This window comes from Sagittula sp. NFXS13, from assembly GCF_040148795.1.
Taxonomy (GTDB): domain Bacteria; phylum Pseudomonadota; class Alphaproteobacteria; order Rhodobacterales; family Rhodobacteraceae; genus Sagittula; species Sagittula marina.
Window position 1 is genome coordinate 104,514 of record NZ_JAGEMH010000007.1, and the last position, 22,196, is coordinate 126,709.

Sequence of the window (22,196 nt, forward strand, 5' to 3'; positions counted from 1 at the left end):
GCGGCGCGTTAACCGGCCTCAGGAGGGCTTGCGATACTTGAAGACGCCCGTGCCCTTGGCCACCAGTTCGCCGGTCTCGTCATGAACCTCGCCCTCGGCGAAAAATGTCGCCCGCCCGCCGCCGGTGCGCGTGCCCACGCCGGTCAAAAGCACGCCTCTGGGTCGGGAAATAAACTGCACATTCAGCGACAGGGTCAGGCACAGCTGCACCCGGTCCGGATCGCCGGTCCAGCATCCGGCGTAGCCCATGCAAGTGTCCAGGAGCGAGGCATAGACCCCGCCGTGCACGTTCATGTGACGGTTCATCAAATGGTGCTCGATGGGCAGCGCGATGCGGCACATATCGTGGCCCCAATCGGCGACAGTCATGCCCACATGTGCCTGAAAAGGATAGGGTTCTTCCTTGAAACGCTCATCCATATTGCTTGCGTGCCTCCCATCCAAGTTCCGCGAATTTGGGCACATAGGCACCCAGCTTCATCGCCTTGTCAGGGTTCGCCGCGTTGCCGTCAAGCGCCCGCTTTTTCACCCCCTGCAAGATCGCCGCCATGCGAAAGAACGCAAAGGCCACATAAAACCCGAAATTGTCCGGCCGCTCTATTCCTCTGTTCTCGCAATACATTTCGATGAAGCCCTCGTCAGACGGCAGGCCCAGCGCCGCCCGGTCCAATCCTGCCAGCCCGCGCCCGTCGACACCTGTCGGCAACTGCCACTGCATAATCACGCCCGCCAGATCCGCAAAGGGATGCCCCACGGTCGACAGCTCCCAATCCAACACCGCAAGGCAATCCGGCCCGTTCTCGGAAAACAGCATGTTATCAATACGGTAATCGCCATGCACCAATGTGCGCGGCCCGTCCTCCTGCGGCAGGTTCTCGTCCAGCCAACTCATCAGACGATCCATGCCCGGCTGCGCTTCGGTGGCGCTGGCGCGGTATTGCTTGCTCCAGCGGCCAAGCTGCCGCGCGTAGTAGTCGCCGGGCGCACCAAAGTCCGCAAGCCCCACGGCCTCCAGGTCCACGTCATGGATCGCCGCCAGAACCCGCGCCATTTCCGCCATCAATGCCGCGCGTGTTTCTGGCACTTCCTCCGGCAGGCTAGGGTCCACCAGATTGCGGCCCGACACATGGCTCATGACATAGAACGTCACGCCAAGCACCGTCTCATCCTCGCAAAGCGCCAGCATCTTCGGCACCGGCACGTCGGTCTGCGCCAGCGCGGCTTGCACCCGAAACTCTCGATCCACCGCGTGCGCGGACTTCAAAAGCACCCCTGCCGGTTTGCGCCGCAACACATAAGTCCCTGACGCCGCGCGCAAAAGATAGGTCGGATTGGACTGGCCCACCGCGAATTTCTCCGCCACGAGCGGCCCCTCGAAGTCCGCCACATGCGCCTGCATCCACCCGGACACGCGGGCCAGCTCGTCCTCAGTCATTGCTGTACTTCTTCAGCTCAGCCCGCGCCACTTGCCGGCGATGCACGGCGTCCGGCCCGTCGGCAAACCGCAATGTCCGCACGTGGGTCCACATGTGCGCAAGGTCAAAGTCCTGCGAAATCCCCGCCGCGCCATGCATCTGCATGGCATCGTCGATGACCTTCCCCGCCATCAGCGGGGCCACGACCTTGATCTTCGAAATCCAGGGCTGCGCGGCACGCACACCAGCCGTGTCCATCATCCACGCTGCCTTCAGGCACAGCAACCGCGCCATCTCGATCTCCATCCGGGCATTGGCGATGATGTCGTAATTCGCCCCCAACTCGATGATCTTCTTGCCAAAGGCCTCACGCGCTTGACCCCGGCGGCACATCATTTCCAGCGCCTTTTCCGCCTGACCAATGGCCCGCATGCAGTGATGGATACGCCCCGGTCCAAGCCGCCCCTGCGCCACCTCGAAGCCCCGCCCCTCGCCCAAAACGATGTTGGCCGCAGGCACCCGCACATCGGTAAAGCGGAGGTGCATGTGGCCATGCGGCGCGTCATCAGCGCCGAATACTTTCATCGGGCGCAACACCTCGATCCCAGGCAGATCCGGGTCCATGACAAACATGGTATGCCGGGCGTGCTTTGGCGCCTCGGGATCGGTGCAAGCCATAAGTATATACAGGCCACAGCGTGGATCCCCGGCCCCGCTGATCCACCATTTCTCCCCGTTGAGCACGTAGTCGTCGCCGTCCCTCACCGCAGAAAACTCAAGTTGTGCAGCATCAGAGGACGCCAGATCCGGCTCCGTCATCACGTAGGCCGATCGGATGTCGCCGGACAGCAAAGGTGCCAGCCAGCGGGCCTTCATCCAATCCGCGCCGTAGCGTTCCAGCACTTCCATGTTGCCGGTGTCGGGCGCATTGCAGTTGAACACTTCCGCCGCGATGCCGACCTTGCCCATCTCCTCGGCGAGGTAGGCGTATTCCACCGTCGTCAGCCCCAGCCCACGATCCGAATCCGTCAGCCAGAAGTTCCACAACCCGCGTTCCTTTGCCCGCTCTTTCAGGCCATCAAGGATCTCCAACTGGCGGTCCGTGTGATGAAAACGTCCGTCTGGATGCTGGCCCACCTCGTCGTGGAACTCCGCATCCAAAGGTGCGATTTCGTCGCTGATCATGCGGCGCACCGCCTCCACCAGCGGTTTGACCCGCGTGGTCATGCCTAAATCCATATCTCTCTCCCTCACCACAGCCCCGCGTCGGCTGCGGCGCGACCCGCGCGCCGCAGCCCATCACGATTATGCCACGTAGACCCGCGTTATCCAGTTCGCCACAAGCGCCGGGCGTGTCTCGCCTTCGATTTCGACCTCCACGTCCCAATGCACGTCAAGCCAACCGCCCTCTTCCCCCTCCTCCGGTTCATCGACACCGGCAATGGAGAAGCGCCCCCTTACACGTCGGCCGACGCGTACGGGCGAAACAAAGCGAATGCGATCAAAGCCATAATTCACCGAGGAGGCCACTCCAGCTAACCCCTTCATCACCTGATAAGACATGGCTGAGAGCATCGACAGTGTCAGGAACCCATGTGAAATGGTGCCACCAAACGCTGATCTGGACGCAAACTCCGCGTCCAGATGGATGTCCTGCCAATCCTCGGTCGCATCGGCAAACGCCTTGACCCGCGCCGTGTCCAGCTTGAACCACTCGCTTTCTGCGGGGGCCATTGACCGCAGTTCATCAGCCAGCATCGGGCAACTCGTAGCCGTCAAAGCGCTGGCGAAGGGTCAGTTTTGACACTTTTCCCGTCGCTGTCAGAGGCAGATCGTCGACGAATTCCATCGCATCGGGCAACTGCCATTTGGCGACATGCTCCAACATCAGGGCGTGCACCTCCTCCAGCGTCGGGCCGCCGTCCTTGGGCACCACGACCAGCAGCGGGCGCTCCTCCCATTTGGGGTGCGACACGGCGATGACGGCGCAATTGGCGACCTTGGGGTGCGCCATGGCGATGTTTTCCAAGTCGATCGAAGAGATCCACTCGCCACCAGATTTGATCAGGTCCTTGCTGCGATCCTGGATGGTCAGAAAGCCATCCGCCGAGATGCTGGCCACGTCGCCCGTGCCGAACCACCCGTCTGCATCGAACGCCTTTTCCGAAGCCTCCGGGTTGTTGAAATAGCCCGAAATGATCGCGTTGCCGCGCACGAAAAGCTCGCCCATGGCCTTGCCGTCCTGTGGCAACGCATTGCCGTCTTCGTCATTGATCTTCATCTCGACGCCAAAGACACGCCGGCCTTGCGTGGCCTTCAGCGACACACGCTCGTCAAAAGACAGGTCCATCCCGGCGGGCACCTGTGCATGCGTCCCGACAGGCGACATTTCCGTCATGCCCCAAGCGTGGCATACGTCGACCCCCTGACGCTCGAAGAAGTCGATCATCGCACGTGGGGCAGCAGAGCCGCCGATTACCAGCTGCGACAGCGCCTCCGGTGGTTTGCCCTGCGCCTCGACCTCGGCGCGCAAGCCCAGCCAGACCGTCGGCACACCCCAGGATGCAGTGACCTGTTCGGACTCCATCAATTGGTACAGCGATGGCCCGTCCAGCTTTGGCCCCGGCATGATGAGCGACGCCCCCACCAGCGGTGCCGCATAAGGCAGCCCCCAGGAATTGACATGAAACATCGGAACAACCGGCAATATGCGGCCACCTTCGTTCAGCGATTTCGGCAGCGTCACGGAGATAAATAATGCGTGCAACACGGTGGAGCGATGGGAATACAACGCACCCTTCGGATGGCCCGTGGTGCCCGAGGTGTAACACAGCGAGGCGGCGGTATTTTCATCAACCAGCGGCCAGTCGTAGCTGTCCGCTTGACCGTCGAGAAGATCCTCGTAGCACAGCAGGTCCAACGCGCTGTCAGGCATGTGGGCCCGGTCCGTCATCACAACCAGTTGCAGGTCTTCCGGCAGGTGTTCGGCCAGTGCTTCGATGATCGGAACAAAGGTCAGGTCAACACACAGCACCTTATCCTGCGCATGGCCGATGATATACAGCATCTGCTCGGCAGACAGCCGTGGGTTGATCGTGTGACAGACCGCCCCCATGCCGCTGATGGCATAATACAGCTCGAAGTGGCGATAGCCGTTCCACGCCAAAGTAGCGACACGGGTGCCCATGCCAACGCCGAGGCTTTCCAACCCATGCGCCAGTTGCGCGGTGCGCTTATAGGTGTCCTTGTAGGTTTGCCGGTGAATGTCGCCTTCTGTGCGCTGGGAAACGATCTCTCCCTTCGGGTGCGCGGTGGCAGCATAGTCAAGAATCTCGATGATCCTCAACGGCATCTGCATCATCATGCCCTGCATCTGGCCCTCCCTTGCCGTCGTCAGTCGTTGACCTAGACTGCGCAAGATGCGCGGCCCTGCGCAACCGGTTTTCATGCCCGTCCCACGAGGACGTGACGTAGAGGAGGTCCCATGACCGATCAAATGACCCGCATCACCCTTGCGCGCCGCCCCGAAGGCACGCCCGTGCCAGAGGATTTCGGGCTGGAAAAAGGCCCCCTGCCCGAGGTTTCCAATGGCGAAATGTTGGTGGAGGTTCAGACCCTGTCGCTCGACCCCTACATGCGCGGGCGGATGAATGCGGTTAAAAGCTACGCCGCCGCGACGGAGATCGGCGATACCATGCCCGGCCAAGGCGTGGGGCGCGTGATCGCGTCGCAGGTCGACGGGTTTGCCGAGGGCGACATCGTGGTTGGCGCCACCGGCTGGGCGAGCCACGCGGTACTGCCCGCCGATGGCGCGTTCAAGTGGGACAAGGCTGCGCCGCCATCCACGGCGCTTGGCGTTCTGGGGATGCCGGGCTTCACCGCCTGGACGGGATTGCGCGAATACGGGCGGCCCAAGGCCGGCGAGACGCTGGTCATCGCCGCAGCCACCGGCCCCGTAGGAGCAATGGTTGGACAACTGGCCAAATCCGCCGGTCTGCGCACCGTGGCCGTCGCGGGCGGGGCCGAAAAATGCCGCCTTGCCGTGGAAAATTTCGGGTTCGATGCGGCGGTGGATCACCGCGCCCATGCGGACGAAAGCGCCATGCGCAGTGCTTTGGCGGAGGCGTGTCCAGATGGCGTAGATATCTACTGGGAAAATGTCGGTGGAAAGGTGCTTGAGGCCGTCATGCCGCTCATGAATGACCATGGGCGCATCCCGATTTGCGGCACAATCGCGTGGTACTCAGGCGTCAATTCGACAGAGGACCGACTGCCGATGGCTTGGCGCAGCATTCTGACCAAACGTCTGTCCGTGAACGGGTTCATCATCTTCGATCATTGGGATGACTACCCTGATTTCGTCGAAAAACTCGCGCCAAAAGTGGCCGCAGGCGACATTGCCTACCTCGAAGACGTGACCGAGGGACTGGCAAACGCCCCGCAAGCCTTTATCGCCATGCTCAGCGGCGGAAACACCGGCAAGACACTGATCAAAGTGTCCTGACGGCGCAGTTCCTCGGCGCGCCAGTCACAGATCCGGCGTGCCTTCCATCTCCAACGCCAGCGGCGCGGGCGTGCCGCCAAGGTCATCTATGCGCAGCTCGCCCGTCGGCTTGGACAGGCGGTTGCGCACCACCCAATAAAGCCGCGATTGCGCGCGGGTGATCGCAACGTAGGCCAGACGTTTCCACAAAGGTTGGCCCGCCTCGATCCGCCCCATGCGGGCAGCGGTGTACAGGTCCGGCGCAAAGACCTGAACGTTTTCCCATTGCGAGCCTTGCGCCTTGTGGATCGTCACAGCCGCGCCGTGCAGGAATGTCGCGCCCATGCGCGCGGCAAAGGGGATGAAGGGTTCTTCCTCATCGGGCTTCTCGATCTTGACGATGGAGGCGGCAGACACTTGCGGCTCCACCGCGCCCACAACATGCAGCTTGGAAAATCCCGGCTTTCGACCCGGTCCGAGGTATATCACCTGCGCGCCCTTGATCAGGCCCCGCGCCTCCAGATCAAGCCGCTTTTTACGGTGTTTCAACGGCAGCTCAAGGCCGTCGCAGATCAACGGCTCCCCGGGCAGCAAGCTGTCGAGCGGCGCGTTATGGACGTTGCGAAATGCGTTGAGCAACCGAATGCGCGTGGCGTTGCGCCAGACCAGAACCGGCGAGCGCGCCATCAGATCGACCTCCACCCGCTGCGCGTAAACCACACGATCATCGCGGCGAGAGATGTCTTCCACCATGTTCTCGAAATCTTCGAAGCCCATCTGCGGATCGGCGAGCGCATGGGCAAGATCGAGGATCGGGTTGTCCGCCTCCTGCCGGTGCACGCGCTTCAGCTCCAGCTTGTGCTTTTCCGGGATGCCGTCGAACACCATCTGTCCCGACTGGCCCACCGGGGCAAGCTGCGCGGGATCGCCGAACAGGATCAGGTTGGGAAAGATCTCTTGCAGATCTTCGAATTGCTTTGCATCCAGCATGGAGGATTCATCGACGAAACCGATGTCGAGCGGTTCATCCCGACGTTTCCATCCGGTGATGAAATCCGACCCCCGCAGACCGGCCGCAGCCAGAGCGGCGGGAATGGATTTGTGGATCTCGTAAGAGGCCAGCGCGCGGGCCAGTGCCTCCTCGGTGAGGTCTTGCAGCTCTGGCGCGTCGCCCTCGCCTGTCAGCCAGTCCGCGACCTTCTCGTATTCCGGATCGTAAACCGGTTTGTAGATGATGCGGTGAATGGTGGTGGCTGGCACGCCGCGCATCCGCAGGACAGAGGCCGCCTTGTTCGTGGGGGCGAGCACGGCCAGTGTGCGCGAGTCGGATGCCTTGCGGCTTTCGTAATCGCCGGAGACGATCTCGATTCCGACGCCCTCCAGTGCCTTCACCAGTTCCGACAAAAGCAAGGTCTTGCCGGAGCCCGCTTTGCCCATCAGGGCCATGACACGGGCGTCGCTGTCCTTGGCAGGCAGGCAGACGCCGCTGTCCAGATCGACCCCCGCCTTGCGCAGCATGTCCGTCACGCGGTCATGGGCTTCGGCCTGATCTTCGGAGAAGGTGATTGCTGTGCTCGACATGGCGCGCACCCTATCTGCACGGCCCGGCGGCGACCAGATGCGAAAAAGCGCGCGACGGCGGCATCGCGCGCTTTTGTTCAGGTTGCGGGTCGGATCAGGCGGCGACCAGACCGGCCTCGTCGATGATATCTCCGAAGGAGCGTTCAAACCAGCGCTTGGACAGTTCAGGGGAAATCCCGGCCGCTTTGGACACTTTCGCCTGCGCTTCGGCAGTGAACTCCCAAAGGCCCACGGCGATCATGGACCGACCCTCGCCCTCTTGGCCCAGAATCTCAGGGGAGGACCCGATCCGCTTGTAGATGCGGACCATGCGCGCATCGAAGACGCCAACATAATGCTCGACGCCGAATTCCTGCATGACCTCGCCCCCGGCCAGCATCAGCGCCGCTGCAACGCCCGGCGTGGCCGAACGGGACAGACAGAAGCGCGTGCACTCCCAGATCAGTGGGCTTTCGATGCGCACGCCATCCGTCAGGTGGATGAAGTGATCGTTCACCATGGTGCGCCCGATGGTCGGCAGCAACCGCATGGACCCGCCATGGCTGCCGTCGGCATTTTCCCAGATGACATAAAGCGGGTTTTCAGTGTCGTATTCGTCGCGCTCGAACCCCTTGTCGTCGACGGTGACCGCCCAACCGAGGCGCGTCTTGAATTGGTCGGCCCGGTCAAGAAACATTGTGCGGGCAAGTTTGGGGAAGGTGTGCAGGTCGTTGCCGTAGATATAGCGGATCATGGGTCTTTCCTTCGCGGTGATGCGTTGATGAAAGAACCCTGCAAGTTTGGTGGTTAAACGATTCCACGAGCCACGCACGTGTGGGTAAGGATTGCTTTACCATCCCTCGCCCAAGGTGTTCGATTGCTTGGCACATGCGTCAAATGACAATGACCCCACGGCTGAGCGCGCGGGCCACGGCATGGGTGGTGTTGAGCGCTCCCAGCTTGTGGCGCGCACTTTCAACGTACACCCGCAAAGTATGCTCAGAGATCGACAGGGTGTCCGCCGCCTGCGCCCTGTTGTAGCCAATGGCCAGCAGCGTCATCGCCTCGACTTCCCTGGGCGACAGTGGCTGAGCGGGATCGGGCGCGCGGCCCGGTTCGAACTCCAGCGCTCTGGAGTTGAAATAATGCGCCATGAGGATCAAGTCACGGCGGTTTTCCGTGGTGAATTGCTCCCAGTCGGCGTCGTTGCCGTTGTGAGAGAGCGTGAAAAGCGCAAATTGCCCGTTCGGTCCCCGGATCGGAATGGAATAGCCTTGGTTGCCGATGCCGTGGGCGATGGCGTCTTCCAGAAATGCGCGGGCCGATTTGCTGGACCAATCCAGTCGCTTCCAATTCACGGGGTGAAAGCGCTGGTAGCAGCCCTGGATCACCGGATCGATCCGAAGATATCCTTTCTCGATATAGCGGTTGACCCATTCCAGATCATACGTGCCACAGCCATACTGCTCCCCCGCGCCGTTCACCCAATGATAGATGATGTGGTCGACACCGTATTCGTCGCGCAATTCCTCGATCAGACCCTGTAGATCATCCAGCCCGTCAGCGGATTCCAACCGTTCGATCAGCGTGTCCAGACGCGGCGCGTTTCGCAAAAACCCCAATACCGTTTTCCTTGGCAACGGACGTCAGTTCGGCCTGTGCGACGAAGGACGCGTCGTCAAGCTGTGCCGCCAGAGCAGGCATACCGTTGGCGCGCGCAAAGGTCTTCAGGTCAGTCAGTACGTCCAAGATCCAGTCATTTCCCATGGCAAGCCTCATACTCAAGTAGTTAACGATCCATTAACTTCACTTTAGCATGTGGAAAACAGCGCTCATATTCACTTAATTTCCCTCCCCAGAAATAGCGAGGGCACCGTCAGCAAGTGTTTGAAATCTCATTGGCGCGGTCCAAAACGAGAACACGCCCGCGAATGCCGGGGCGATTCGCGGGCGTGTCATGAGGTCCGATGCGCGGGTCTTGCGACCCCACGGCACCGGGTCGCAGTTTACTTGCGTGCCTCCAGGCAATCCTCAAGCGTGCGCAGGCCGGTCTTGGGCGCCTGCACCAGAACGGACATATTGCCCGGCTTGTGCTCGTTTCGCAGCATCATCATGTGCGCATCCGGGATCTCGTTCCACGGGAACACTTGAGACATGCAGGGATCAAGGCGCCGCTCGCACATCAGACGGTTGGCAGAGCCGGCCTGTTTCAGGTTTGCGAAGTGCGACCCCTGCAAGCGTTTCTGGTGCATCCACATGTATCGCACGTCAAAGGTGCAGTTGAAGCCAGAGGTGCCGGCGCAGATCACGACAATGCCGCCCTTCTTCACCACCAGTGTCGACACAGGGAACGTCGCCTCGCCCGGGTGTTCGAACACCATGTCGACGCTGACGCCCTTGCCTGTGATCTCCCAGATCGCCTTGCCAAACTTGCGGGCCTCTTTCAGCCAGTCGTTGTATTCGGGCGAGTTGACCGTCGGCAGCTGACCCCAGCAGTTGAAATCCTTGCGGTTGATGACGCCCTTTGCCCCCTGATCCAACACGAACTGGCGCTTGGATTCATCGGATATCACCCCAATCGCATTGGCACCGGCGGTGTTCGCCAGCTGGATCGCGTAGGAGCCGAGGCCGCCGGACGCCCCCCAGACCAGCACGTTCTGGCCGGGCTTGAGCTCGTGCGGGTGGTGACCGAACAGCATCCGATAGGCCGTGGCCAGCGTCAGCGTGTAGCAGGCGCTTTCTTCCCAGGTCAGGTGCTTGGGGCGCGGCATCAGCTGCTGGGCTTGCACCTTGGTGAACTGCGCAAAGGAGCCGTCGCCGGTCTCGTAGCCCCAGATCCGCTGGGACGGCGAGAACATCGGATCACCGCCGTTACATTCCTCGTCGTCGCCGTCGTCCTGGTTACAGTGAATGACAACTTCGTCGCCCACTTTCCAGGTCTTCACCTTGTCGCCCACTTTCCAAACGATGCCGGACGCGTCAGACCCTGCAACGTGGAAGTCCTGACCGTGTACGTCGAAGGGGGAAATCGGCTGACCCAGGCCAGCCCATACGCCGTTATAGTTCACACCGGCGGCCATCACGAGCACCAGAACCTCATGGGAGTCGATCTCCCATGTATCGACCACTTCCTGCTGGAAAGACGTGTTGGGCTCGCCATGTCGCTCACGGCGGATCGCCCAAGCATACATTTTCTTTGGCACATAGCCCATCGGAGGCATTTCGCCGATTTCGTAGAGGTCTTTCTCCGGCGCCTCGTACTGCGCGATGCCCGTTTGCTGATCCAGTGCCATGTCGGCCTCCTGAGGGTCTGAGGTCGTTAACGTCTGCCGCGTTGTGCAGGTGCAGAATCGCAGCGCTGATCCGAGAAATACGGACGTGCACGCAACTTTGCAACATCAATCATGGTATTTTTGAAACTTTATAACCGAGCAGTCGCAGAAATTTCGGTGCGGCTGCAGCACAGGTTCAGTTCTTGTCGTCGCTGGGCGGTCGCCATTTTCACCGTTGCGGCGACTCTGCAACCACCAACAGCCTCACCGCCATCGCCCGATGCAGCGCGAGACCGGTCCAGATCGACCAATTGAGACAAACATGGTGTATGCCCTACTCGAAGTGCTTTGATGCCTGTTTGCGCCAAAGCTCAGGGGTCAAAGGCGCCTACCGGAATAAGACCTTCAAACCACTTGCGCGGGTCACCGGTGTCCGGACATGCTGCGATAGCAACGCCGCATCGCGGCGAATTGACAGGGACATAATGTTTCGCGTATTCCGTCATTAACGCAACAAGATTGCCCAAACTTGATTCACGCCAACGGTCACCACAGACCCGCCCGCGCAAGTCCAGCCTGAGGAGGCCCCGATGACCGAGACCCAAAAAGACCGGCCCTGGTTGATCCGTACCTACGCGGGACACTCAACCGCGGAAAAATCCAACGAGCTTTATCGCAACAACCTTGCCAAAGGTCAGACCGGCTTGTCCGTGGCCTTCGATCTACCGACGCAGACGGGCTATGACAGCGACCATATCCTCGCACGCGGAGAAGTGGGCAAAGTCGGTGTGCCCGTTTGCCATCTGGGTGATATGCGGATGCTGTTCCGGGATATCCCGCTGGAGCAGATGAACACCTCGATGACGATCAACGCAACCGCGCCATGGTTGCTTGCACTCTATATCGCGGTCGCCGAGGAACAGGGCGCGGACGTGTCCAATCTGCAAGGCACCGTTCAGAACGATCTCATCAAGGAATACCTGTCGCGTGGCACGTATATCTGCCCGCCAAAACCCTCGTTGAAGATGATCGGCGACGTGGCCGAGTACTGTTATAAGAACGTGCCCAAATGGAACCCGATGAACGTGTGTTCCTATCATCTGCAAGAGGCCGGCGCGACACCGGAGCAGGAGCTGGCCTTTGCGCTCGCCACCGCCATCGCCGTGCTGGACGAGCTGAAGCCACGTATCCCTGAAGAGGATTTCGCCACCGTCTGCGGGCGGATCTCTTTTTTTGTGAACGCCGGCATTCGGTTTGTGACGGAGATGTGCAAGATGCGCGCCTTTGTCGATCTCTGGGATGAGATCCTCGCCGAACGCTATAGCATCGACGACCCCAAGATGCGCCGCTTCCGCTATGGCGTTCAGGTCAACTCCCTCGGATTGACCGAACAGCAGCCGGAAAACAACGTCTACCGCATCCTGATCGAGATGCTGGCCGTGACCCTGTCGAAAAAGGCGCGTGCCCGCGCCGTTCAGCTTCCCGCCTGGAACGAAGCACTCGGCCTGCCCCGCCCCTGGGATCAGCAGTGGTCCATGCGGATGCAGCAGATCCTCGCCTACGAAACCGACTTGCTGGAATTCGGCGACCTGTTCGACGGAAACCCGGCCGTGGACGCCAAGGTCGAAGCCCTGAAAGAAGGCGCGCGCGCCGAACTGGCAAACATCGACTCCATGGGCGGCGCCATCGGGGCGATCGAATACATGAAGGCGCGCCTCGTGGATTCCAACGCCGAACGCCTCAACAAGATCGAGCGCGAAGAAACCATCGTCGTTGGCGTGAACAAATGGCAGCATGGTGAACCCTCGCCATTGATGGGCGAAGACGGCGGCATCATGACGGTCGACCCGGCTGTGGAGGAAGATCAGAAAGCACGGCTCGATGCGTGGCGCTCCGAGCGCGACGCAGAAGCCGTCAAATCCGCCCTCACTGCCCTGCGCAAAGCCGCGCAGGCCGGTGAAAACGTGGTCCCCGCCTCTATTGACTGCGCGAAAGCGGGGGTCACCACAGGTGAATGGGCCGGGGAAATGCGTGCCGTGCACGGCGAATTCCGCGGCCCCACCGGCGTCTCACGTGCAGTCTCGAACAAGACCGAAGGTCTCGAAGACCTCCGCGCAGCCGTCGATGCCGTTTCTGACAAGCTGGGCAAACGCATGCGTTTTCTGGTCGGCAAACCGGGCCTCGACGGCCACTCCAACGGGGCCGAACAGATCGCTTTCCGCGCCCGCGATTGCGGCATGGAAATTGACTACGAGGGCATTCGCCTGACGCCGGAGCAGATCGTCACCGCTGCGCAACAAGGCGCCCATGTGGTGGGCCTGTCGATCCTGTCAGGCTCGCACATCCCACTGGTCGAAGACCTGATGAACAAGATGCGCGACGCAGGACTTGGCAATATTCCCGTGATTGTCGGCGGCATCATTCCCGACGAAGACGCCGCGCGTCTGACCGCAATGGGCGTTGCCCGCGTCTATACGCCAAAAGATTTCGAACTGAATACAATCATGAAAGACATCGTGACTTTGGTTGATCCAAAATCGGTCGCGGCAGAATGACGTAGCGTTTCAGCCGCAGGTTGCCAATTGTCGCAAAATGACCGGGCCGGAGCAGACGCTTCGGCCCTTTCGCTTTTCGCAGCCTCAGAATTGAATTGACCAATACAAAAGCACACAATAAAGAAATTCGGACGCTGGAAAACGCTTAGACCATGGCAAAACGGCAAATTAAATAGTTTCGAATGACTTTCAGAAGACTGTGCAAGTAGGCGGATCTTCGAAAATCATTTATCTGTGTTCCTTCGCTCCGCAATAAGTTTCGAACTTTCTTCATGCTATGGTTTTGCGTATCTGGCTTCTGGCACCACATGAAAAGGAACGCACCATGACAGATAACCTCGAAACAATGTCCCGCGAAGAACTGCAAAAGCTGATTTCAGACGCGCAAAAGGCTCTGAAAACTGTAGATGCACGCCGCATGGCAGAAGCAAAGCGCGCCGCCGAATTGGCCGCAAAGGAATATGGCTTCTCGCTTGATGAGGTCCTTCAATCCGGAACTAAAGCTTCCAAAGGCGCACCGAAATACGTCAACCCCGAAGACCCCACTCAGACATGGACCGGCCGTGGCCGCAAACCCAATTGGTTGATTGAAGCCTTGGACGCAGGAAAGTCCCTGGACGACATGGCGATCTGATAAAATGACCATTCACATTGGCGCCGCCCCCGGCGAAATCGCGGAAACCGTGCTGATGCCCGGCGATCCTTTGCGCGCGGAATGGGCCGCTCAGACCTTTCTCGACGATGCCAAATGCGTAAACCGTGTCCGCGGCATGTTGGGGTATACGGGCACCTGGAAAGGCAACCGGGTTACCATTCAAGGGTCCGGCATGGGCATGCCCAGCCTCTCCATTTATGCCAATGAGTTGATCCGCGATTATGGCGCGCGCACGTTGATCCGCATCGGATCCTGCGGCGCCATGCAACACAGCATCAATATCCGCGACGTTGTCATCGCAATGACCGCTTCCACTCTATCGACCCCCTCGCGTGGCATTTTCAAGGAACTGAATTACGCTCCTTGCGCGGATTATGCTTTGCTCGAAGCAGCCGTCGCCAGCGCGCGTAAAAAAGACAGCGCAGTTCATGTGGGCGGAATCTATTCAGCGGATGTGTTTTACGACGAGCGTCCGGATCTGAATGAGCAAATGATCCGGCACGGTATTCTCGGCGTGGAAATGGAAGCTGCGGAATTGTACACAGTTGCGGCGCGACATGGCGTGCGCGCATTGGCGATCATGACCGTTTCCGACCACCTGCTCACCCAGGACGCCCTGCCCGCCGAAGACCGTGAACGGTCCTTTGGCGACATGGTAGAAATCGCGCTCGAGGCGGCCTTCGCCTGAGCCTATCGCCCGTGGCTGCGGTCATATCCATTGATCACGGGCGATTTCCATCCGGCCAATGCACCGGACGCCGGGGCCATCACCTCGACCAGAAGCGGCCCGCATATGGCGGTGTCAGAGCTGTGCTCCGCGCTGCAATCGCCTCCGGGACAGGCACTGAGCGCCCCGAGAAGATCAATTTCCGCGAAAAATGTCAGATGATCGTCCTTGCGAACCGGACTCGCCTTCATGAAATATTGCCCGGTGTCCTGCGTAAATCCGGTGCACATGAAGACATTCAAAACGTCATGCACGTGTTTCTCCGCCTCCGCCAAGGGCAGGTCCCGCGCATCGGCCAAGGCACGCGTCAAATTCGAATGACAACAGTGGTGGTAATCGTTCCCCGCCAAAAGCTGATGGGTGTAAGGGTCGCACCGCGTTCCGATCACATCGTGCACCGCCCCGCCAAACGCGTCGCGTCCGTACCAGCCCAGCGTGTCGGCAACGATCGTCGCCATTGGCCTGAGATAGGGAAAGCCGGACCACAACCGGTCACCGGTGGTGACGTGGCTGCCATGCAGCGCGCGGGTCTTGCCAGAATAGAACCGCTCGGTCAGATCGTGCGCATTCCACAGGTTCAGATCGCCGACTTGCGGCGTCTCGGCACAGGTGATGCGAAAGAAATGCCCGGCAGGGACCTCAAACGCGCAGGCCTCGCGCGGTGCGGCAGTGTGGCGCGAGATCACATCAGCGCCCTCTAGCGCCTCAGCATAAAGCGACATATTTGCCTGCGGCAGCGTGTCGTTCGGGTAGCAAATCACCGGCGGAACGGCGCGGCGGATGTCGGCATCTTCGGGCGGGGTCATTGTGCGGCCTCCTCACGATGGCAACGGGTCGGGCTTTGGCCCTTTGGGTAATCTACGGTGGCCCCGCAATGCACACATGTCCAGCGGGTCGCCTCAGACATCCGATATTCCCGCCAACGGCATAGGCGCGTTTCCGGCTTGTTGTAGATCAGCAATAGCACGAAGGCTACGATCAGAAGGACAGGGATCAACATGATGACTGAACTAGTGCGTTTGACCGGGATGCAAAAGCACTTTGCCTCATAGGCCCGGGCGGATCACCCGCCCGGTCAGGCCTGTCCGCGGGACAGGATCAGGCCGCGAAGGGCATGTCGTCATAAACCGGCGCAGTGCTGGCCGGCCGCGGTGTTGGTGTGTAGTAGGCGAAAGCCTCATTCAGGGCGTCGAGGGCGCGCTGAGCCGGGGATTTAGTCTGCTCTTGCATTGGATATGACCTTTATGTCGTTTTCATCCCCTCCCCGACCCATGAAATAGTCCCGGCCCGCCTGCTTCACATCTGCCGATATCGCAAGAACGACATGCATTTAGGACATAGGGAACGCTGCGGAAACCGCGTGAGTTCCTATGACGCAAAGAAAAACCCCGGGAAACGAACGCGTCCCGGGGCCAATGATCAAAACGATTGCAGCCGTTTCAGGCTGCGCGCTCCAACATCAACTTCTTGATCTCTGCAATCGCGCCAGCGGGGTTCAAACCCTTCGGGCAGGTTTTGGTGCAGTTCATGATGGTGTGGCAGCGGTACAGCTTGAATGGGTCTTCGAGCTGGTCCAAACGCTCACCCGTCGCCTCATCACGCGAGTCGATGATCCAGCGGTAGGCGTGCAGCAGCGCTGCCGGTCCAAGGTATTTGTCGCCGTTCCACCAGTAGGACGGGCAAGATGTGGAGCAGGACGCACACATCACGCATTCATACAGGCCGTCGAGCTTTTTGCGATCCTCAATGGACTGCTTCCACTCTTTCGCAGGGCGGTTGGTCTTGGTCTCCAACCACGGCATGATCGAAGCGTGTTGCGCGTAGAAGTGCGTCAGGTCCGGGATCAAATCCTTCACCACCGGCATGTGAGGCAGCGGGTAGATGGTGACGTCGCCATCAATCTCGTCCAGACCGTAGATACAGGCCAAGGTGTTGATGCCGTCGATCATCATCGCGCAGGAACCACAGATGCCTTCGCGGCAAGAGCGGCGGAACGTCAGGGTGGGATCGATCTCGTTCTTGATCTTGATCAGCGCATCCAGAACCATGGGACCACATTCGTCCATGTCCAGATGATAGGTGTCGACGCGCGGATTTTCCCCATCATCAGGGCTCCAGCGGTAGATCTTGAACGCACGGACGTTCTTGGCGCCCGACGGCTTTGGCCAAGTCTTGCCAGTCCGGATCTTGGAGTTCTTGGGGAGGGTAAACTGTACCATTTCTCTCTCCTTATCGAAGCAGAGCCGGCAGCCCTTGGGTCGCCAGACAAGTTGTTGTTTCGGGCTTCGAGACCACTTGCGTGACGATCTCGACGGAACTTTGTGTCGGGCCACCGAGCGTATCGGAAGCCAGAGCGTAAATCTGCGGCGCGGAGGCGTTGTTTATCACGCAATCAATACTGGGCTGCAGCGGGATCCCCGCTGGCAGACGTTCAAGCAGCACCCGGTTGACGGTCGAACGCGCCGCGCTGCGGGCGATCTGGTCCTGAGCCTGCGTCGAACACCCGGCGAGCAATAGCCCGGCCAGACTAAGAGCAGTCAATCCACGCAATAGAGCGTCCCCCTATACAAGGTTGCAGCTTGAGGCGGACAGCCGGGCGTCACGCTTTGACGCGCATGTACCTTTGTGGGTGTGCTGCCGCTCTTAGAAGGGGGCGTGCCATAAGTGTATGTCTTGACGACTGCGCCATCTGCCCGCGTCTCTGTACTGGTACTGGATTGATAGCCTGCGGCAGTCTTATTGACAGACTTTCGAGACCCATTCGCAATACCGTCGGCGGCGGCTTTGCGCTCGATACAGTCGTTGAGAGCACTGGCACCACCCTTGGTCCCACCGGCACCAGGAGTGACGATCGGCGCCTCTGAACTACCGGAATACTCATACGATCCCGGCAGATCGAGCCGGAGCGCGCAAGACGTCGCATAGTCGGCTTTGCTCGTACATGCTGCCACCAGCAAGCCGACTACGAGAAGAAAGCAAAGCGAAATGGCTCGCCTCATCAGAACGTCCGCGCCTTGGGTGCGATGGTCTCCAGACTGATGCCGCCTTCACCTTCGGTAGTCAGCGGATCGGTGATGACCGGGCGATAGGTCAGGTCCACCGCGTTGCCGTGCACGCGCGCGACAGTGTGTACACGCCAGTTTTCATCATCGCGGGAGGTGAAATCCTCATGCGCATGCGCACCACGGGATTCCTTGCGCGCCTCGGCACCTGTGATCGTCGCCAGCGCGTTCGGCATCAGGTTGGTCAGTTCCAGCGTCTCCATGAGGTCGGAGTTCCAGACCAGAGACGTATCCGTGACTTTCAGGTCGTTCAGCTTGCCCGCAATGGCGGTCATGGCTTCGACACCTTCGGACATCGTCTTGGCGGTGCGGAAGACGGCAGCGTCGCGCTGCATGGTCTTCTGCATTTCCAGACGCAGCTCCGCAGTGGGGGTGCCGCCTTTCGCATAGCGCAGTCCATCAAAGCGATCGAACGCCTTGTCGATTTCAGCCTTCGGCGCCGTGGGGATGGCGGCGTCGCGGTCAACAACCTTACCGGCGCGGATCGCGGCGGCACGGCCAAAGACCACGAGGTCGATCAGCGAGTTCGAGCCCAGACGGTTCGCACCGTGCACAGACGCACAGCCCGCCTCGCCCACGGCCATCAGACCCGGCACGATACCGGTCGGATTTTCAGCCGTCGGGTTCAGCACTTCGCCCCAGTAGTTCGTGGGAATGCCGCCCATGTTGTAGTGCACAGTGGGCAGGACCGGGATCGGCTCCTTGGTCACGTCGACACCGGCGAAAATCTTGGCCGACTCGGAAATCCCCGGCAGGCGCTCTGCCAGTGCTTCGGCAGGCAGGTGCGACAGGTTCAGGTGGATGTGATCCCCTTCCTTGCCGACGCCACGTCCTTCGCGGATCTCCATGGTCATGGAGCGCGAAACGTAGTCACGCGGCGCGAGATCCTTGTAGGTCGGAGCATAACGTTCCATGAACCGCTCGCCTTCGGAGTTGGTCAGATAACCGCCCTCGCCGCGCGCGCCCTCGGTGATCAGACAGCCGGAGCCGTAGATGCCGGTGGGGTGGAACTGCACAAATTCCATATCCTGAAGCGCAAGGCCAGCGCGGGCCACCATGCCGCCGCCATCGCCGGTGCAGGTGTGCGCCGAGGTCGCGGAGAAATACGCACGGCCATAGCCGCCGGTCGCCAGCACCACCATCTTCGCGTTGAAAACGTGCATGGTGCCGTCGTCGAGCTTCCAGCACAGGACGCCCTTGCAGACGCCGTCTTCCATCAAAAGGTCGATGGCGAAATATTCGACGTAGAACTCAGCGTTCTCTTTAAGCGACTGACCATACAGCGTGTGCAGGATCGCGTGGCCCGTCCGGTCCGCGGCGGCACAGGTGCGCTGCACGGGCGGGCCTTCGCCGAACTCGGTGGTGTGACCACCAAAGGGGCGCTGGTAGATCTTGCCCTCTTCGGTGCGCGAAAACGGCACGCCGTAGTGCTCTAGCTCGTAGACCGCCTTGGGGGCTTCACGTGCGAGGTATTCCATCGCGTCCGTGTCGCCCAGCCAGTCAGAGCCCTTCACCGTGTCGTACATGTGCCACTGCCAGTTGTCGGGGCCCATGTTGGACAGCGACGCAGCGATCCCGCCTTGCGCGGCAACCGTGTGCGAGCGGGTCGGGAAAACCTTTGTCACGCAGGCTGTGCGCAGACCTTGTTCGGCCATGCCCAGCGTCGCGCGCAAACCTGCACCACCGGCGCCCACAACCACGACGTCATAGTCATGCGTCTCGTAAGTATATTCAGCCATATCTCAGCCTCGTATCTGTGGGGCGCTCGCAAGGCTCTTGCCCGCCGCGCCACCGAAATTCGTTCAGAGCGCCAGCTTAACCAGGGCGAACAGCCCGGCAGCGATCAGGACGTAGGACAGGGCCGTCACGGCCATGCTCAGCAGTTTGCCTTTTGTGCCATGCACGTAGTCCTCGATCGCTTCCTGTGTTTCGCCGTTGAAGTGCGTCACACCCACCACCAGCATCAGTGCCGTGATGATCGCCGGGAACGGACGTGCGAAATAGGCCTGCACCTCTTCGAAGGAACCACCCATGCCAGAGAAAAACGTGAAGACGAAAAGGGGAACCAGCACGACCAAGGCCATGGAAGTGCCCAGCATCCGCTTGTGGAACTGTGTGCCGGTGCGGCCAGAACCCAGGCCTGTGGCGCGTTTGCGAGCAGTCAGATAATGCATCCCTATATCCTCCCTTACACCACGATGGCGGTGAAGATGGCCATAACGGTGGCCCCGATAAACATGACGGTCCCCATCAGTTCCCCGAATTCAATGTCTACGCGGTAGCCAAGATCCCAGATCACATGGCGCAGACGGCCCAGCATGTGAAACCAGATGGCCCAGCTTCCCAGCAGCAGCAGGATATCTCCGACAAAGCTGGTCAGAAGACCGTCGATCACTGCGAACGCATCTGGCGATGTGGCGGCGCACAGCAGCCACAGCACAAGCAGCACTGCCATGCCCAATGATGCGATGCCGGTGATGCGCACCATGATCGAGGAGATAGAAGTCATTTGCGGGCGGTAGTACTGCCCGATCATGAAGGGTGAAAGCGGGCGGTTGCCCCGGTTCACGTCGGCCATGGCGTCGTCCTTCGGTTTTGGTCCGTTGTTGGTCGTTCTAGTGGGTTTTCACCTTCTGTCACCCATTGGAGGGGGAAAGACACGTGGTTTTTTAGCGCAGTTTGCTCAAAATAGCCTTTTGTGATCACGGCCACCAATGGTGTGATCACATTTTAAGCGGCAACATCCGCCAATCAGAATCACTCTGACAAAGCGCCTTATTTCATGATTGTTTCTCTCAGGTACCTGCTGAATTGCCGCGACGCGGCATGCGCCGCACAGCTGATTGCCCCTCGACCGAGGGCCTCAAAACCGACACCAGTGACCAGGCGAAACCTATGGTTCCATACAAGTCTGTCAAAAGGATTGCTTTGCTTGCCTTCCAAAGCGGTCATCTCACACATTGATGCGGGGTGCATGAGTGCGTGGCTGACGCCGGCCTAGTCGCACAATTTCCTAAGCAGCTGAGCCGAAGGCACCTTTTCGCATAGCATCGCTTCTCCTCACCGGAGGTAGACGGAAGGTCTCAAAGAAAACCCGCGGGTGTTGGCAGAGACACTGAAAACAGAAGCGCGCAACCACGATCGGTCTCGCGCTTCAACTTTTTTGCTGAATAAGCAGACTTGCCAACATGCGCCGGTGTTCGTCAGGTGCACAAGTCCGGTGCCCCCGCCTCGGTCAGACCGGCATCAACGCCCAGTAATCGAGATCCAGCAGAACGTCCGGGAGGTACTTGCCATCCGCGCCTTTAAGCTCGAAGGGGCTGCCGCCCTTGGTGGCGACCAAGCGCAAGCGGATCGCGCCGACACCGGGGGCATTCGTTTCTGCCTTGTCCAGAACTTCCGACCATGCCTTTACCGTGCTCCCGGCAAGACAGGGGTTCGCGTGCGCGCCACCATTCAGGCCAACGATCATCTGCGCATTCGCCAACCCGTTGAACGACAAGGCACGCGCCATGGAGATCACATGCCCACCGTAAATCAACCGCTGGTCAGGCCGCGCCGTGACATCGAAATGCACCTTCGAGGTGTTCTGCCACAACCGTGTCGCCATCATATGCTCGGCTTCCTCGATCGTGACACCGTCCACATGGTCGATCTTTTCACCGATCTCATAATCGCCCAGGCGATGCGGCTCCCCTGCCAGCGTGAAATCGTAGCTAGAGAAATCCAACCCCTCGGGGATCACCAGATCCGAAGGGTCCAGCACGGGCTTGAGGTCCGGCAGCACAGTCTCAGGTGCGGGGGCATCGTTGTCGCGTTTGCGCAGCATGACCCAGCGCTTGTATTCCATCACGCATTCGTCGTTCTGATTGAAGCCCTTGGAATGCACGTAGACAACGCCGGTGCGCCCGTTCGAGTTCTGCTTCAGTCCGATCACCTCAGACGACGCCCGCAGCGTATCGCCCGGCCACACCGGCTTCAGCCAGCGACCTTCGGCATAGCCAAGGTTCGCCACAGCGTTCAGCGACACATCCGGCACAGTCTTGCCAAAGACGATGTGAAAAGCCGCCAGATCGTCCAGCGGACCCGCCGGCAGCCCGCAGTCACGCGCGAACTCATCCGAGGAATACAGCGCGTGCCGCATGGGATAAAGCGCGTGATAGAGTGCCCGTTCCCCGCCCGAAACCGTCCGAGGCACGGCGTGATCGATCACCATCCCGAGCTCGTAGTCCTCGAAGAAACGCCCCGGATTGGTCTTTTGCATCACTGCTCTCCCAATTTGATATCTGGTGTGTAGGCGCCCTCAACCTCCTTCACCACGGCCTGTCCACAGCGCATCACGCCGTTGGCCGCGTCAAAGGCATAGGTGGGATCGCCATGCAGCGCCCAGCCCTTGTTCAGGGCGCCCGTGACCTTGTGGCAGAACTCCGACGTGTCGTCAGAAGACAGGAATCTGTATAGTTTCAT

Annotated in this window: 23 protein-coding genes; 4 read left to right on the forward strand and 19 right to left on the reverse strand. The window is 60.1% G+C overall.

Translation table 11 applies throughout. The features are described from left to right. Nucleotides 1-18: 18 nt before the first annotated feature. From J4E08_RS14960 to J4E08_RS14980, 5 genes are all read right to left on the reverse strand, one after another. Nucleotides 19-420: a PaaI family thioesterase gene (locus tag J4E08_RS14960; RefSeq protein WP_349539184.1), complete on the reverse strand. Its 402-nt coding sequence runs from the start codon at nucleotides 418-420 to the stop codon at nucleotides 19-21. Then, on the reverse strand, nucleotides 413-1,435 hold the full coding sequence (locus J4E08_RS14965) for a phosphotransferase family protein (RefSeq protein ID WP_349539185.1): 1,023 nt from the start codon (nucleotides 1,433-1,435) through the stop codon (nucleotides 413-415). Before J4E08_RS14965 ends, J4E08_RS14960 begins: the two co-directional genes overlap by 8 nt. Beyond that, on the reverse strand, nucleotides 1,428-2,654 hold the full coding sequence (locus tag J4E08_RS14970) for an acyl-CoA dehydrogenase family protein (protein WP_349539186.1): 1,227 nt from the start codon (nucleotides 2,652-2,654) through the stop codon (nucleotides 1,428-1,430). The genes J4E08_RS14965 and J4E08_RS14970 overlap by 8 nt, the downstream gene beginning before the upstream one ends. A 66-nt stretch (nucleotides 2,655-2,720) precedes the next feature. Next, nucleotides 2,721-3,173, reverse strand: a complete 453-nt coding sequence (locus J4E08_RS14975) for a MaoC/PaaZ C-terminal domain-containing protein (protein ID WP_349539187.1) — start codon at nucleotides 3,171-3,173, stop codon at nucleotides 2,721-2,723. Continuing rightward, nucleotides 3,163-4,788: a long-chain fatty acid--CoA ligase gene (locus tag J4E08_RS14980; protein ID WP_349539188.1), complete on the reverse strand. Its 1,626-nt coding sequence runs from the start codon at nucleotides 4,786-4,788 to the stop codon at nucleotides 3,163-3,165. Before J4E08_RS14980 ends, J4E08_RS14975 begins: the two co-directional genes overlap by 11 nt. A gap of 111 nt (nucleotides 4,789-4,899) precedes the next feature. Here J4E08_RS14980 and J4E08_RS14985 point away from each other — a divergent pair, with 111 nt between their 5' ends. Next, a complete protein-coding gene (locus tag J4E08_RS14985) occupies nucleotides 4,900-5,919 on the forward strand; it encodes an NADP-dependent oxidoreductase (RefSeq protein ID WP_349539189.1) in 1,020 nt (339 codons plus the stop codon). Nucleotides 5,920-5,943: 24 nt separating this feature from the next. Here J4E08_RS14985 and J4E08_RS14990 read toward each other — a convergent pair whose 3' ends face one another. The 5 genes from J4E08_RS14990 to ccrA all read right to left on the reverse strand — a co-directional run bounded on the left by J4E08_RS14990 (nucleotide 5,944) and on the right by ccrA (nucleotide 10,751). After that, nucleotides 5,944-7,479, reverse strand: a complete 1,536-nt coding sequence (locus J4E08_RS14990) for an ATP-dependent DNA helicase (RefSeq protein WP_349539190.1) — start codon at nucleotides 7,477-7,479, stop codon at nucleotides 5,944-5,946. A 94-nt stretch (nucleotides 7,480-7,573) separates the two neighbouring features. Further along, the gene (locus tag J4E08_RS14995) at nucleotides 7,574-8,212 is read right to left on the reverse strand and encodes an acyl-homoserine-lactone synthase (RefSeq protein ID WP_183966048.1); all 639 of its coding nucleotides are present in this window, start codon (nucleotides 8,210-8,212) and stop codon (nucleotides 7,574-7,576) included. Between the two features lie 139 nt (nucleotides 8,213-8,351). Continuing rightward, complete coding sequence (locus J4E08_RS15000; protein WP_502949284.1) at nucleotides 8,352-9,071, reverse strand: helix-turn-helix transcriptional regulator; 720 nt, start codon at nucleotides 9,069-9,071, stop codon at nucleotides 8,352-8,354. Further along, entirely contained in the window at nucleotides 9,019-9,225 is a 207-nt protein-coding gene (locus J4E08_RS15005; protein WP_183966046.1) for a hypothetical protein, read from the reverse strand. The genes J4E08_RS15000 and J4E08_RS15005 overlap by 53 nt, the downstream gene beginning before the upstream one ends. A gap of 239 nt (nucleotides 9,226-9,464) precedes the next feature. Next, nucleotides 9,465-10,751: a crotonyl-CoA carboxylase/reductase gene (gene ccrA / locus J4E08_RS15010; RefSeq protein ID WP_183966044.1), complete on the reverse strand. Its 1,287-nt coding sequence runs from the start codon at nucleotides 10,749-10,751 to the stop codon at nucleotides 9,465-9,467. A 569-nt stretch (nucleotides 10,752-11,320) separates the two neighbouring features. Between ccrA and J4E08_RS15015 the strand changes: the two genes are divergently transcribed. The 3 genes from J4E08_RS15015 to deoD all read left to right on the forward strand — a co-directional run bounded on the left by J4E08_RS15015 (nucleotide 11,321) and on the right by deoD (nucleotide 14,628). After that, nucleotides 11,321-13,285, forward strand: a complete 1,965-nt coding sequence (locus J4E08_RS15015) for a methylmalonyl-CoA mutase family protein (RefSeq protein ID WP_349539192.1) — start codon at nucleotides 11,321-11,323, stop codon at nucleotides 13,283-13,285. A gap of 325 nt (nucleotides 13,286-13,610) precedes the next feature. Continuing rightward, nucleotides 13,611-13,919: an H-NS histone family protein gene (locus J4E08_RS15020; protein ID WP_349539193.1), complete on the forward strand. Its 309-nt coding sequence runs from the start codon at nucleotides 13,611-13,613 to the stop codon at nucleotides 13,917-13,919. A 4-nt stretch (nucleotides 13,920-13,923) separates the two neighbouring features. Beyond that, nucleotides 13,924-14,628, forward strand: coding sequence for a purine-nucleoside phosphorylase (gene deoD, locus J4E08_RS15025; protein WP_183966040.1), 705 nt, complete (start codon nucleotides 13,924-13,926; stop codon nucleotides 14,626-14,628). A gap of 2 nt (nucleotides 14,629-14,630) precedes the next feature. Here deoD and J4E08_RS15030 read toward each other — a convergent pair whose 3' ends face one another. From J4E08_RS15030 to J4E08_RS15070, 9 genes are all read right to left on the reverse strand, one after another. Beyond that, the gene (locus tag J4E08_RS15030) at nucleotides 14,631-15,473 is read right to left on the reverse strand and encodes an urea carboxylase-associated family protein (protein ID WP_349539194.1); all 843 of its coding nucleotides are present in this window, start codon (nucleotides 15,471-15,473) and stop codon (nucleotides 14,631-14,633) included. Nucleotides 15,474-15,765: 292 nt separating this feature from the next. Then, on the reverse strand, nucleotides 15,766-15,897 hold the full coding sequence (locus tag J4E08_RS15035) for a hypothetical protein (protein ID WP_349539195.1): 132 nt from the start codon (nucleotides 15,895-15,897) through the stop codon (nucleotides 15,766-15,768). Nucleotides 15,898-16,106: 209 nt separating this feature from the next. Beyond that, on the reverse strand, nucleotides 16,107-16,886 hold the full coding sequence (locus J4E08_RS15040) for a succinate dehydrogenase iron-sulfur subunit (protein ID WP_183966038.1): 780 nt from the start codon (nucleotides 16,884-16,886) through the stop codon (nucleotides 16,107-16,109). A gap of 10 nt (nucleotides 16,887-16,896) precedes the next feature. After that, nucleotides 16,897-17,217: a hypothetical protein gene (locus J4E08_RS15045; protein ID WP_349539196.1), complete on the reverse strand. Its 321-nt coding sequence runs from the start codon at nucleotides 17,215-17,217 to the stop codon at nucleotides 16,897-16,899. Between the two features lie 448 nt (nucleotides 17,218-17,665). After that, nucleotides 17,666-19,468 carry a succinate dehydrogenase flavoprotein subunit gene (gene sdhA / locus J4E08_RS15050; protein ID WP_349539197.1) on the reverse strand — a complete coding sequence of 601 codons (1,803 nt, stop codon included), beginning with the start codon at nucleotides 19,466-19,468 and terminating at the stop codon, nucleotides 17,666-17,668. A 63-nt stretch (nucleotides 19,469-19,531) separates the two neighbouring features. Continuing rightward, nucleotides 19,532-19,903, reverse strand: a complete 372-nt coding sequence (locus J4E08_RS15055; protein WP_183966035.1) for a succinate dehydrogenase, hydrophobic membrane anchor protein — start codon at nucleotides 19,901-19,903, stop codon at nucleotides 19,532-19,534. 14 nt (nucleotides 19,904-19,917) lie between these two features. Beyond that, nucleotides 19,918-20,307, reverse strand: coding sequence for a succinate dehydrogenase, cytochrome b556 subunit (sdhC, locus tag J4E08_RS15060; RefSeq protein ID WP_349539199.1), 390 nt, complete (start codon nucleotides 20,305-20,307; stop codon nucleotides 19,918-19,920). A gap of 657 nt (nucleotides 20,308-20,964) precedes the next feature. Continuing rightward, nucleotides 20,965-21,993, reverse strand: a complete 1,029-nt coding sequence (locus tag J4E08_RS15065; RefSeq protein ID WP_349539200.1) for a MaoC family dehydratase — start codon at nucleotides 21,991-21,993, stop codon at nucleotides 20,965-20,967. After that, nucleotides 21,993-22,196 (reverse strand): DUF1737 domain-containing protein, encoded by a 204-nt coding sequence (locus J4E08_RS15070; RefSeq protein ID WP_349539201.1) that lies wholly within the window; start codon nucleotides 22,194-22,196, stop codon nucleotides 21,993-21,995. The genes J4E08_RS15065 and J4E08_RS15070 overlap by 1 nt, the downstream gene beginning before the upstream one ends.